The organism is Chitinophaga rhizophila, assembly GCF_019492185.1.
In the GTDB taxonomy this organism is placed as follows: Bacteria; Bacteroidota; Bacteroidia; order Chitinophagales; family Chitinophagaceae; genus Chitinophaga; species Chitinophaga rhizophila.
Genome location: NZ_JAICCF010000004.1, coordinates 1 through 12,937, shown reverse-complemented (window position 1 = coordinate 12,937; position 12,937 = coordinate 1). Strand labels below are relative to the sequence as shown.

Sequence of the window (12,937 nt, the reverse complement as noted above, 5' to 3'; positions counted from 1 at the left end):
CAAAGCACCATATATTTGCGCCTGAAAATTTATCCCGACAGGTAAGCGTACAAACCGTATAACCTATGAGAAGAATAGCGCTACTGCTGCTTTCCCTAATATTATTTGCCGGTGCCTGCAAGAAGGGGACCGATGAGGAGCCGACGCCAGATCCCGTAGCAACAACAGGCGGCTCTTTTACAATAGATGGTAAGACCTATATGGCAGACTATGCCGATTGGTCGGGTAGGAACGGTCTAAGGATTGCCAATCTGCCACAAGCGCCGGATTATATAGTGAACTCCATTGAGATTGCGATTGACAGCCTGTACTTTTCCAATACTTTCACTTATAGGAGGCATAACGACGCCACTTATGACAAAAAGAAGAACTTCTTTGACGCTTTGATCACCTATACACCCAGTGGCGTCTTTGGTCAAGGCCGTGGTATTGCTGGCGTGACAGCAGGTAACGTTAATGTAACCAGGAAGGAAGAGATATTTACTGTCGGATTTGACATCATTGTTGCCGGTAAGCCAGTTACAGGTAGTTATACCGGGAAGATTGTGGGAAGGAAGTAGCATCAAAAAAGGCCCTCATGGAAGGCCTTCTTATCATTATCTGCTAATTGAATAATCAGTTTTTAATCAGCGCATATTGTGCTTTCCTATACTCCGGCTTATTTACCTGCACCTTTAATTTTTTGAATGACTCCATTGGCCCTTTGGTAACGAACAGGTTCACCATCCAGGCAGGGAGGCTACCACCCGGGTCGGCTTCGAGTGTATATTCGATATTTATCTGGCTACCGGCGGGCGTAATGACCCATTTGCCTGAGGAATGCGTTACGCGTACAATGCCTTCTTTTTCAGGCATGTAGTTAGGCACTACGGGGCCGTCTATCGTTACCACCTTTGTGCGAGGGTCCTGACTGGCAGTCAGGTGGCAAATAAAGTCCCTGTTGCTGAGCGGCCAGGGCAGGCCAACCTCTGAGTAGTAATATACATCAGTTGGCGAAACCTGTTTGAGTAAAGTGCTTGATTTAGTAGCATACAGCCATTCTCCTGCTGTATTTACATCCATAATTACGGCGGTAAACTGGGTCAATGTAGCTGGCAGTGAGCATTTTACTTTGATTCCCTTATAGTCAGAGTTCTCTATAGTTTTGGTATAGATCTGTATACCATCTTTATTATGCTTAAGTGTCCATGTGGGCTGTCCGTAACTCATCAGGCTGAATAGCAGGGCCATGCCGGTAATCAGTAAGTTCTTCATGTTCGTCTACAGGTTGAAATCCGTCACAAAACTACCGAACTGCGACGACAATAAATGCAAATGATGGGATAATACACTAAAAACCGTGATTTTGGTCCTTGGTGTAGCATTAAGCTCCTGGTTACTAGCAGATTGTTTATCAGGCAATAAGGAGCGTCAGCGGATTTGTACGCCGGTAATTCTTATTGCGGAGGTAGCTGCTATTAAGCAGAAAAGGGCGTATCTGATAGTAGATACACCCTTTTTTCTTTATGCGTTTACTAAAGGTTTGACCTTGGCACCAATGAGGTCAATAGCCCGCATGAGTTTATCATGGGGAACCTCTGCCGAATCCATCTGGAAGGTAAGTCTGGATACACCGCCTAATGCGGCAGCATGTCGCAGGATCTTATCAGCCACTTCTTCCGGGCTACCTACCAGCAACGCGCCAGTGGGCCCTGCCTGTGCCAGGAACTGTTGTTTCGTCATTGGAGGCCATCCACGTTCTTTCCCGATCTTGGTCATACTGGCAGCATAACCTGGGTAGAAGTCATCGATAGCTTCGCCGGTAGTTTTTCCGACGTATCCAAGGGAGTGCAGTCCGACGGTAAGCTTTTCCGGAGCGTGACCAGCCTTGCGGCCGGCTTCGCGGTACAGGTCTACCAGTGGACGGAAACGGTGTGTTTCCCCTCCTATGATAGCTACCATCAGCGGCAGTCCTAATGCGCCTGCGCGTACAAAAGACTGTGGCGTGCCACCTACCCCGAGCCAGATGGGCAGTTTTTCCTGCAATGGTCTGGGGTATACCGGCTGATTTTTCATAGCGGGCCGGAACTTACCGGACCAGGTAACAAATTCCTCATCTCTGATACGGAGCAGCAGGTCGAGTTTTTCGGTGAAGAGGTCATCATAGTCATCCAGCTTGTATCCGAATAACGGGAAAGCATCGGTGAATGAGCCACGGCCAACTACCATTTCTGCGCGACCGTCAGAGATCAGATCCAGTGTCGCAAAGTTCTGAAAGGCACGTACCGGATCTATGGCACTCAGCACAGTTACTGCGCTGGCCAGCTTGATCTTCTTGGTACGGGATGCAGCAGCTGCCAGTATATGAGAAGGCGCTGAATCCAGGAAACCTTTCCTATGATGTTCTCCGATGCCGAATACGTCCAGGTCAGCACGATCAGCATGTTCCATTCTTTCGAGCAACTGGAACATGGCGTCCCGGTCACTTAACGCAGCGGCAGCGTTATCACTGAACCTTGCCGCAAAACTGTCTATTCCAATTTCCATATAGTTATAACGGGTTCACTGCACGAGTCAGTTTGCACCCACCAGCTCCTGTGCTGGTACTTTTACTACCTGTACTTCCATCAACAGCTTTACTTCGTCACTCAACACAATGCTACCAGCTTCGGTGGCCGCGTTCCAGCGCAGACCATAGTCTGCACGGTGCAGGCGTCCTTTGATGGAAAAGCCTTCTTTTTCCTGTCCGTAAGGGTCTGTCACAGCGCCATGGCGGGTCACTTCCAGTTCAATACTGTGTGTATGACCTTTGATGGTAAGATCGCCTATCAGTTTGTAATCTTCGTCGGTGATCTTCTTTACTTTTTTAGATACGAAGCTGATTTTCGGGTGATGTGCAGTATCAAAGAAATCATCTCCTTTCAGGTGTTCATCCCTTTGTTTGTTGTTGGTAGTGATACTAGCTGTAACTGCTTCAAAAGTGATCGTCGCGTCGTGAAAATCTGCGCTTTCGTTGTGAATCATACCAGAGAATTCGGTAAAGTAGCCGCTTACGTTGGTAATCATCAGGTGTTTAACTTTGAATCCAATTTCGCTGTGTGATGCATCAATCTTCCAGTGTGTCATATATTTATTCGTTTTAGGCTTTATCTGATACTGTAAAAGTAAGTTACATTAGAAATTTAATAATGGATAAAAATGTGATAATGGTGGACAAATTTCGTTTTACAGCAAAAAGGGCCGTCCTATATGGACGGCCCCGTGCAATAAAGTAATGTATCTTATCAGTCTCCTCCTTCAAAACCGACATCTTCCAGCCAATTGCGACTATCAGCTGCCTGTGTAGCCAGTTCATCGCAACGGTTGTTCATCGGATTGGTGGAATGGCCTTTGACCCAGTTGAATTTCACCTGATGCTTTTTAAAAGCGGGTATAAAGCGTTGCCAGAGATCCTTGTTCTTTTTGTCTTTGAAGCCGGTTTTCACCCACCCCCATAACCAGCCTTTTTCAACGCTATTGACTACATATTGACTGTCTGTAAAGATCTTGACCTGCAGTCCGTCTCTTTTCAGTGCTTCCAGGGCTACAATAACGGCAAGCAGTTCCATACGGTTATTGGTAGTAAGGCGATATCCCTGCGAAAGTTCCTTGCGAACGTTATTCCACATAAGGATCACACCATAGCCTCCAGGGCCCGGGTTACCGCGTGAAGAACCGTCCGTGTAAATAATGACTTCTGACATAGCGGGCAAAGATAAGGATTACCCGCTAAGGATTTACACCTGGAATACACCGAGGCTGAAGCTATCTTCTACAGGCGCATTATTGGCGGCCGCGATACTTTCAGACAGGATACGGCGTGTATCCAGCGGGTCTATGATTTCGTCTACCCAGAGGCGTGCAGCGGCATAGTATGGTGTAGTCTGGCTGTTGTAACGGTCAGTAATTTCTTTCAGCAGGCGGCTTTCTGCTTCCGGCGTGATCTCCTCACCCTTGGCCTTGAGTGAGGCTACCTGGATCTGCAACAATGTCTTAGCTGCCTGTTCACCGCCCATCACTGCCATCTTTGCGTTAGGCCATGCATAGATAAACCGAGGATCGTAAGCTTTACCACACATAGCATAGTTGCCAGCGCCGTAAGAGTTACCAACGATCACGGTAAATTTAGGCACAACAGAGTTAGCCACGGCGTTCACCAGTTTAGCGCCGTCTTTGATAATACCCGCATGTTCGCTACGGCTACCCACCATAAAGCCCGTAACATCCTGCAGGAATACCAGCGGAATCTTTTTCTGGTTACAGTTCATAATAAAGCGGGCCGCTTTGTCAGCGCTGTCATTGTAGATAACACCGCCCATCTGCATTTCACCTTTCTTGCTTTTTACCATTTTTCGCTGGTTAGCAACAATACCTACCGCCCATCCGTCGATACGAGCGTAACCGCAGAGAATAGTCTTGCCGTAATCTTCCTTATACTGGTCAAACTCAGAGCGATCTACCAGCCGGTGTATGATTTCGAGCATATCGTAGGGGCGTGTACTGTCTTCAGGAACAACGTTATACAGCGTAGCAGGATCAATTTCCGGCGCAGCAGGAGCAATACGGTTGAATCCTGCGGAGACAGGATCGCCGATTTTACTGACAATTTTCTTGATGTGATCAAGACATTCTTCGTCGGAATCAAATTTATAATCTGCAATACCAGAAATCTCGGTATGAGTAACCGCACCGCCCAGGGTCTCAGCATCTGCAGTTTCACCGATAGCAGCTTTTACCAGGTAGGGACCAGCCAGGAAGATGGAACCGTTGCCATTGACCATCAGCACTTCATCACTCATGATAGGCAGGTATGCTCCACCGGCAACACAGCTACCCATTACCGCCGCGATCTGGGTGATACCCATAGCGCTCATACGCGCATTATTACGAAATATGCGTCCAAAATGCTCTTTATCAGGGAATATTTCATCCTGCATTGGCAAGTATACGCCAGCGCTGTCAACCAGATAAATAACGGGAAGCCTGTTCTCCATGGCAATTTCCTGCAGGCGAAGGTTTTTCTTGCCTGTCAGCGGGAACCAGGCACCGGCTTTCACGGTCATATCGTTGGCAACGATCATACACTGGCGGCCGCTGATATAACCAATACCACCGACAGTACCGGCAGCGGGGCAACCACCATGTTCGGCATACATGTCATAAGCGGCGAAAGCGCCGATTTCAGTGAAGGGGGTGTCTTTGTCGAGCAGATACGCAATTCTTTCTCGTGGGGTCAACTTACCTTTCTGCCGCACTTTCTCGAGGTTCTTTTTACCTCCTCCCTGTTCTATGACGGAGAGGCGTTGTCTGAGCGTGCTTAGAGATCTGCGCATCGCATCTTCGTTCCGGTTCATGTCCAGTTGCTGTGCATCCATATGATTGTTTTTGGTTCGGGGCTTTTTAATGGCCACAACTAAAAATAAGGAAAAACAGTCTGTAATATCACAGTGGGATGATTTTTTGCTAACAGGCGGATAAAGCACACTCGCCGGACCTGGTATATACAGATCCGGCGAGGCAATATTAAGTTACTGGTCATGGCTATGACCTTTAGTAAGATAGCATAGTAGAAGAAAACCTAGAAGTCGGTAATGATGCCCTCTTTGGACATGGGGATGACTGTGTTAGTAGAATCCACCTCGATCACCCGTTTAGCGGCGATCAGGCGTTTCTTGTAGTACTCACTATTAGTGACATCTACGATATTAACGCCCTGGTTACTGGAATGAATCATCAATACCTTGCCGTTGTCTACCTTGTAGACGCAGCCCACATGTGCAATCCTTTTGATCTTCGACTTATTATTACGGCCTGTGAAAAACAGCAGGTCGCCGGGGCTCCAGTCGGAGGCCGTAATGAGGTTACCGATGGTACTCATATCGGCAGCTGTACGGGGCAGGGTCATTCCTATGAAAGAGAACCCGAATTTGATCAACCCGCTGCAGTCAAAGCCCATTGGCCCGATAGCGCCACGTACGTAAGGTTTGCCCAGCTCCGATTCCAGAACAGCCAGTAGCTGTTTGATATTGCTTCTGAGACCGGAGGTATCGTAGGTATTGAGTGTGATTTCAGAGTTTGGAAAGTACAAACTGTCTGGCATCGGGGGTGGCGTAACCACCTTTTTAGGAGCCACTACCTTTGTCTTATGGGTAGTCGCTTTTTTATGGTAAGCAGTAGTATGCTTTTTCGCAGGCGCGTGTTTAACTGGTTTCTTTTTTACTTGTGCCGCAACGGTTGTAATGCTGGCAACAGATATGATTATCGGCAATAACTTCTTCACAGTAACATGGTTTTAGTCAAAGGTCCCCGCTTCTACCCCAGAGAATCCAAAATCCTCTATTGATAAAGAACGGATCATTTTGAAAGCTTTCAACGTTGTATCCGGTTTAGGTATCCCTTCCCCCTCCTGAAGGTAGGAAAACACTTTATGCTCGACCAGGTTTCCCTGACTGGTGATTTTTAACCGCAGCAAAGGTGCAATATTATTGGGATATTTTAGATTGAATTGATGATAAGTTGCAAAATTTCCCAAACTGTAAGCCACTAGCTTACCTTTATATACCTCCATTCCTCTTACCACATGAGGGCCGGAACCTACTACTAGGTCTGCCCCCTCCCGAATGCACATATGAGCAAAATGCCTTACATCTCCTCTGTTCTGTCCTAAAAAGAACTCCCTGCCTTTAGGCGTATGTATACGGGAAGCGCCTTCGCCTCCACCGTGGAAGAACACAACAAGCAGGTCACAAAGCGGACGTACCTCTGCTATGGTCGCCTGTATGAGGGTATCGTTATTCAGATCCAGGCAATTACTATGAGGAGCGAAAGACACGAATCCGATGGTAGTACCCCGAACAGTCAAGGTGTCGAACCGGCGCTGGGGTACACCGCTGGTTTTAATATTGACGCTATCAAGAAAACCTATGGTATGTTTCACCCCCTTCATGCCAAAATCAAAAGAGTGGTTGTTAGCCAGGTTGAGGTATTCAAATCCTGCCTCTTTGTACCACATGGCCTGTTTGTAGGGTGTACGGAACGCGTAGCACTGAGACGTACCACAGTTTTTGAACACCTTGGCGCTGTCTGAAACGGCACTTTCCAGGTTACCGATCCTGAGATCTGTTTGTAGTAAAACCGGCATTGCATATTGCAGGATATTACCTTCTTCCTCCTTTGGTAAGAAAGACACTGCCGGGTAGGAAGAGCCGACCATAAGATCTCCTACAATAGAAAAACTGATGGTGTCGGGCAAGGTATCTACAACAGGTACCTGTGGCAGGATAGTATCCTGTTGTAAGTGATTGTAACTGACGGCAGATCTTCTTGGACGCAGTGGATGATTGTTTCTTGTGTCTCGTGTGAACACAGGAATCAACAAAAGGAAAATGACAATATTGAAAGAATACAAATAAATGCTCTTTGCGGCAACTTTCGGCATACAGTAACTAATATATTAAAATGAAATCCAGTCTCTTAGAGTGTATAATATCATTCCTGGGGGAACATTAAAAAACATGTCTACACTTTACATTCACGAACAGTCCCTTTGAGGTTTTATGGCCTCAAATATACATCAATCCGGTTGGATTATACAAGCCGAAGGCCGGTAATGCGCGCAGCATTCCGGCCTTCTGATGATAGATAATTCTTTTACAGGCACTTATTTCACAAAAGAAATAGTACTTTTTTTACCTTCTTTCACTATCGTTATCCAATAAACGCCGCTGGCAAGACTAGAAACATTCAGATTATTAGTAGTCAGCCTGTTACGCAGGACTACCCTTCCGGACATATCAACAATGGCCACATCTGCACCAGTAAGGTTAACACCTGCCTTGAAATACAACGTGTTACCAGCGGGGTTAGGGTAAAGTGTTACGCCGGTTAGCAGACTGTTGCTTTTCGCTGTGGTCATTGCCGTTGTAACAGCCGCCGGCGCAGCACCGGTAGCTATAATCCGCAGAGAGGTTGTTTTATCATTGAAATTCTGGGCTACCAGACAGCTGTTATCACTATTCACAGTAACCGAGGTGCCTGAGAAATTATCGTTTTCATACAGAATTACCTGATAACCACTGCTGACCCTCAGCGAAGAGAGGTCTTCATTCAAGACGCCCCGGGACTGTAGCTGTGCAAGCGTGTAGTTACCTGCCGGCAGACTTACCACTGCACCTGTATAGTTGCAATCCTTAAAAAGTGAAGCTCCCGTTGTGTACCGAACGATAATAGAGGAGACGCTATCATTCCAGGCTCCTCCAATCCAGGCACTGTTACCGCTCACGGTAATGTTGTCGCCAGTGAAGTTATCGTTCTTATATAACGTAGCCTGGAAACCAGCTGGAATAGCATAACCGGTTACATCGTTGTTATTGATACCTCGGGCTATTAATGCAGCAGTATTGTAGCTACCTACGCCTAAACCACGGTAACTACCACCATAGTTGATATCCTTATAAAAGAAAGACTGGTCCAGCAGGGCTGCTGCCTCTATGAGCATCACCCCACTCAGCTGTGTGGCATAGTCTGTACTACCTGAAGGCTGTTGTGACCAGATAGTACCGACCAGATTTGTAGAGGGGTTTATACCGTTTGTCTTCAGTGTCTGCGCGTTAAAACGGATAGCTTCATTATAAGCCGCTCTGGTAGTAGCTGGGATATTTCCCTCTCTTGCCAGTTCTGAAAGATAACGAATGAGGATACCTTTGAACAGTCCGCCGTCACCACCGCCTGTCTCATTGGCAAACAGCATTCCATTGGAATTGCGGCTGAGTGCATAATTGGCTGTCTTAACGGCTTCATTCAGGTAATAGGTATCGCCGGTTATTTTATACAACTCCCATCCTGCGCCTATAAAAGTGCCTACATTGTAGGAAAAGATCCAGTCTTTGTTAGTTACGCCCGTATTCAGGTTGATAGCGTCCCATACTGCACCTGTTGAAGGATCAACAAGATTGTTTTTCATAAAGGTAAAGATGTCTTTGATCAGCTGCAGGTCGGCAGCGGATCCATTGACCTGGTATATTCTTGCACCAAGGATGATAGCTGGCGCATTAGAGCAGGAGTTCTTACAACCTGCACAGCCTTTATTCCAGTCAATAGCACCATTGGTGTAGCCACCTTTGATGTCAGTCCATAACTGGGTAGCGACATTGTAATACTCTACATCGCCGGTTTCATGCCAGGCACGCAATGTTGCAATGCCCATCCACTCCATGTCATCATAAAAGTAGTTAATGTAAGTGTTGCCGTTAAAGGCTTTAGTACCTAGCAATAGGGCTTTCATACGGGTTTTGTAAGTCTCGGAACGGGTACGCGTATAGCCGTCCAGTAATGCATGTACACCATGGGAACACCACCAGTAATTCTCATTAGGTACTCCGAAAGTATTGTACATACTTGTTTGCAGGGCCTCTGCCGTGGAATTGAAATTTGCGAGCTGGCCGAATGAACTGAACTGCATACACAGCAGCAGTACGGCCACTTGTAGAAGTGATCTCATGTTGAAATGGTTTTGAAGGATCAGTATAAATGAATAATTAAACTGCCGGACGTGTGCGGACTTGTTTTCTGCTCCCGTGGAATGGAGCGAATACGGAACTGCGGGCTGATGATCGGATCAGCGAATGCAAAGTTGTGGCCAATACCCTTGGGCTGGCGAATCAATGATATGTAAATGGAAGGGAAATAATGAAGAAATGGGTACTTCATTGTCAAGGGTTTTATGTATGATAACTACATTCTACCCTGGATAAAACTACAGCGAAATAAAAATATCCAAATATTTTAAATAAAGCAAGGGGGTTAACAAGAAATGTCTCGTTTCCTAGACCAGGTCGATCTCATAACGTTCTTCTGTCAGCTGTAAGCCCCACATTGGCATGTGTTTCTCCCCTGATTTCCGGAAGCCGTTCTTTTTAAACAATGAAGTAGCTGCTACCTGCTGACTGGTTGTAATGAGATAGATCTTCTGAAATAGCTTTTCTTTTGCAGCATTGATTGCTTCAGTAAGCAGTTTTTGTCCGATACCGATACCTCTATAGTCGGGATGTACCAGGAACCAACGCAACTGAGTAGCATAGCGGGAATGACCTAGTACTGCAATTGACCCAATGATCTGATTACCATGCATTGCGAGGAATACCTGGTCTTTGGAAGAGTTATAGGCTTCCAGGAACTCGTAAAAAGTCTTGCAGGTATGTGTTTCAAATTCCAGGTTATAACCTGCTTCTTTTGCATACAGGGAACCATGCATGTGCATGATGAATCCGGCGTCTCCTGGTTGCAGGTCGCGTCTGTAAGTGATATCCTCAGGCGAAATCCGGGCGTCATCAGAGAGAATGTGACGCACTGTTTTCATAGCGCCGGCCAGTGCCAACTGCTGTTCTGCGGGAACAGGTTCCAACAGTTTAGTGATCTGTGTAGCGGACCCCTCTTCCAGCGTTTCCAGTAGTCTGGATCCTTTAGACGTTAATTGGAGATACCAGGTACGGCCATCCAGGTTGGATTTACGCTTGGAAATCAGCTGATTTGATTCAAAGGACTTCAGGATGCGGCTGAGGTAACCACCGTCTATACCCAGGTTGGCAATCAGTTTCCCAGCAGTACACTGGTCCTCTTCCTCCTTTAACTTTCTTAATACCCGAAGTGCAGATAAAGAAAGGTTGTTGTCTGCCAAGTGCCTATTTAATAACTCCGCCAGGCTATTGTAATAATTGTTAAATTCACTAACCTCCCGCACCACTTCAAGATTCACTGACATGTCCCTTAAATTTTTTTCGCAAATGTTAAAAATCTGTTTGACAAAAGCAATTAAAAGGCGTAGAGAGTTACTAACAGGGTGTTAAGATGTTAAGAGTCTTGAGATTAGAAGACGACGTTTTTCTATTTTTGGTATAAAGCTATTTATATGACCGTACCCGGATCACTATCAGCACTACATCAGCAGATTATTCGTCATGTACAGCAACGGATCAATCTTACGGCAGAACAGCAGGAGCGGTTTACCGGTTTACTGACCTTACGGAGATTACTGCCCAGGCAATATCTGCTGCAACAGGGAGAGGTCTGTAGATATGAAAGTTACGTTTGCAATGGTTTCCTACGGTCGTTTTATGTTGATGATGATGCGAATGACCATACTTTACATTTCGCTATGGAAGACTGGTGGATATCAGACTCTTCCAGCTTCATACCGCAAATTCCTTCGAGTATCAATATTGTAGCACTGGAACCTTGCACCGTACTTCAGATTGACAAAGCAGGACTTGAAACACTATTTGATGAAGCGCCTCCATTTGAAAGATTCTGGCGGATACTTAATCAACAGGCACTGATATCGCAGGATCAACGTATTCTGAATGCTATCTCTATGACCGGTGCGCAACGTTATGAAGCGCTTATCAATAAATATCCTACTCTTGAGCAAAGACTACCGCAGAAACATATTGCTTCCTTTCTGGGGATAACGCCTGTCTTCCTCAGTCAGATCAGAAAAGCTTACAAAAAGTAAGTAATAAAAGAAGTTTAAGTACCAAAATTAAATTAGTTATACGTCCGAATGCCCTCCTGTATATGAACTTTGTTCCAGTCAAGAAAACATTCTTTATATGGAACAAGACTTATTATTTCGACCACTTAAAATAGGCGCGCAGGTACTGAAAAACCGCTTTGCTGTAGCACCCATGACCCGCAGAAGTGCCACGGCTGATGGTGTACCAACCGCTGAAATGGCATCATATTACGCAGCCTTTGCACGCGGCGGCTTCGCCATGATTATCACAGAAGGTACTTATACGGATATACACTTCAGTCGTACGGACGATGACCAGCCAGGACTTGTCAACGATGCACAACTGGCGGGTTGGAAACATATTACGGATAGTGTACATCATAACGGACGTGATAACTCCGGACAAACAGCCCGTATCATTCTACAGTTGATGCACGGTGGAGCATTGGTACAGCATACAAATCAGACTATAGCGCCTTCGGCAGTGCAGCCGGTAGGTGTACGCAATACAGAGCGCGGCGGCCTGAAAGGCGCCTTCCCCCTTCCCACCGCAATGACTGAAGCTACACTAGCTACTGCTAAAGCAGGTTTCATTGCTACTGCCCAGCGGGCTGTACTTGCTGGCTTCGACGGTGTGGAAATACACGCGGCCAATGGTTACCTGATTGACCAGTTTATCACACCCCATACCAACACCAGAACAGATAATTATGGTGGTAATGACCGCAACAGACTGCGTTTTCTGATGGAAGTGTACCAGGAGATAAAAGCCGTGGTACCTGCAGATTTTATTGTCGGCGTCCGGCTGTCGGAAAGCAAGGTTAACGATCTTACTTATCGATGGCCCAATGGCGCTGAGGCGGCGACTGCCATATTTACTATACTCAATGAATTGAACGCAGACTATATTCACATTGCTTCGGAAGGTGGTAATTGGGGCAGAGAATCATTGTATGCTGATGGCCGCTCTTCCAATAGTATTGCAAAAAGACTGACCGGCCGGCCTGTCATTGTCAATGGGGGAATGCACAATGTATCATTAGCTGCGTCGATGCTGTCGGGTGAACTGGCCGATATGGTATCTATCGGGAAAGCGGCCATTAGTAATCCTGATCTGCCACAGAAAATAGCACGCGGAGAAGCGCTCATACCATTTGATAAACGCCTGATCAAAGACAGCCTGAAACTACCTGCGCAGACGCCACAATATGGTATATAAACAGTATGGCAGTAAGTGATACTTCTCACTTACTGCCATTCCTATGTAAAACAGACCTTTAGACTAGTAAGTAAACCCAGGCATCTCAGCCTGAGATTCTGTAAGAACCGTACGTGAAGATCTCCCTTCATACGGCTCCGGTTATCTAAACCGTTGGTTTACTACCTAGGAGTTCCCAATGAACAAATAAC

At 46.3% G+C, this 12,937-nt stretch carries 12 protein-coding genes; 3 read left to right on the top strand and 9 right to left on the bottom strand.

Annotated elements, in window-relative coordinates; translation table 11 throughout:
- Positions 1–65: 65 nt before the first annotated feature.
- A complete protein-coding gene (locus K1Y79_RS20255) occupies positions 66–560 on the top strand; it encodes a hypothetical protein (RefSeq protein ID WP_220252019.1) in 495 nt (164 codons plus the stop codon).
- 55 nt (positions 561–615) lie between these two features.
- Here the strand turns inward: K1Y79_RS20255 and K1Y79_RS20250 are convergent, their stop codons facing one another.
- The 9 genes from K1Y79_RS20250 to K1Y79_RS20210 form a co-directional block, all read right to left on the bottom strand.
- Positions 616–1,254: an START domain-containing protein gene (locus K1Y79_RS20250; RefSeq protein ID WP_220252018.1), complete on the bottom strand. Its 639-nt coding sequence runs from the start codon at positions 1,252–1,254 to the stop codon at positions 616–618.
- Positions 1,255–1,503: 249 nt separating this feature from the next.
- Complete coding sequence (locus K1Y79_RS20245; RefSeq protein ID WP_220252017.1) at positions 1,504–2,526, bottom strand: LLM class flavin-dependent oxidoreductase; 1,023 nt, start codon at positions 2,524–2,526, stop codon at positions 1,504–1,506.
- 27 nt (positions 2,527–2,553) lie between these two features.
- Complete coding sequence (locus K1Y79_RS20240) at positions 2,554–3,105, bottom strand: YceI family protein (protein WP_220252016.1); 552 nt, start codon at positions 3,103–3,105, stop codon at positions 2,554–2,556.
- Between the two features lie 158 nt (positions 3,106–3,263).
- Positions 3,264–3,722 carry a ribonuclease HI gene (gene rnhA / locus K1Y79_RS20235; protein WP_220252015.1) on the bottom strand — a complete coding sequence of 153 codons (459 nt, stop codon included), beginning with the start codon at positions 3,720–3,722 and terminating at the stop codon, positions 3,264–3,266.
- Between the two features lie 33 nt (positions 3,723–3,755).
- Entirely contained in the window at positions 3,756–5,393 is a 1,638-nt protein-coding gene (locus K1Y79_RS20230; RefSeq protein ID WP_220252014.1) for an acyl-CoA carboxylase subunit beta, read from the bottom strand.
- A gap of 203 nt (positions 5,394–5,596) precedes the next feature.
- Positions 5,597–6,298 (bottom strand): C40 family peptidase, encoded by a 702-nt coding sequence (locus K1Y79_RS29165; RefSeq protein ID WP_220252013.1) that lies wholly within the window; start codon positions 6,296–6,298, stop codon positions 5,597–5,599.
- 12 nt (positions 6,299–6,310) lie between these two features.
- Positions 6,311–7,456 (bottom strand): CapA family protein, encoded by a 1,146-nt coding sequence (locus K1Y79_RS20220; protein WP_220252012.1) that lies wholly within the window; start codon positions 7,454–7,456, stop codon positions 6,311–6,313.
- A gap of 222 nt (positions 7,457–7,678) precedes the next feature.
- The gene (locus K1Y79_RS20215) at positions 7,679–9,517 is read right to left on the bottom strand and encodes a glycoside hydrolase family 76 protein (protein WP_220252011.1); all 1,839 of its coding nucleotides are present in this window, start codon (positions 9,515–9,517) and stop codon (positions 7,679–7,681) included.
- 324 nt (positions 9,518–9,841) lie between these two features.
- Entirely contained in the window at positions 9,842–10,777 is a 936-nt protein-coding gene (locus K1Y79_RS20210; protein ID WP_220252010.1) for a bifunctional helix-turn-helix transcriptional regulator/GNAT family N-acetyltransferase, read from the bottom strand.
- A gap of 147 nt (positions 10,778–10,924) precedes the next feature.
- Here K1Y79_RS20210 and K1Y79_RS20205 point away from each other — a divergent pair, with 147 nt between their 5' ends.
- Both K1Y79_RS20205 and K1Y79_RS20200 read left to right on the top strand, forming a co-directional pair.
- The gene (locus tag K1Y79_RS20205; RefSeq protein ID WP_220252009.1) at positions 10,925–11,527 is read left to right on the top strand and encodes a Crp/Fnr family transcriptional regulator; all 603 of its coding nucleotides are present in this window, start codon (positions 10,925–10,927) and stop codon (positions 11,525–11,527) included.
- A 97-nt stretch (positions 11,528–11,624) separates the two neighbouring features.
- Positions 11,625–12,746: an oxidoreductase gene (locus K1Y79_RS20200; protein WP_220252008.1), complete on the top strand. Its 1,122-nt coding sequence runs from the start codon at positions 11,625–11,627 to the stop codon at positions 12,744–12,746.
- The last annotated feature ends 191 nt before the right edge of the window (positions 12,747–12,937 follow it).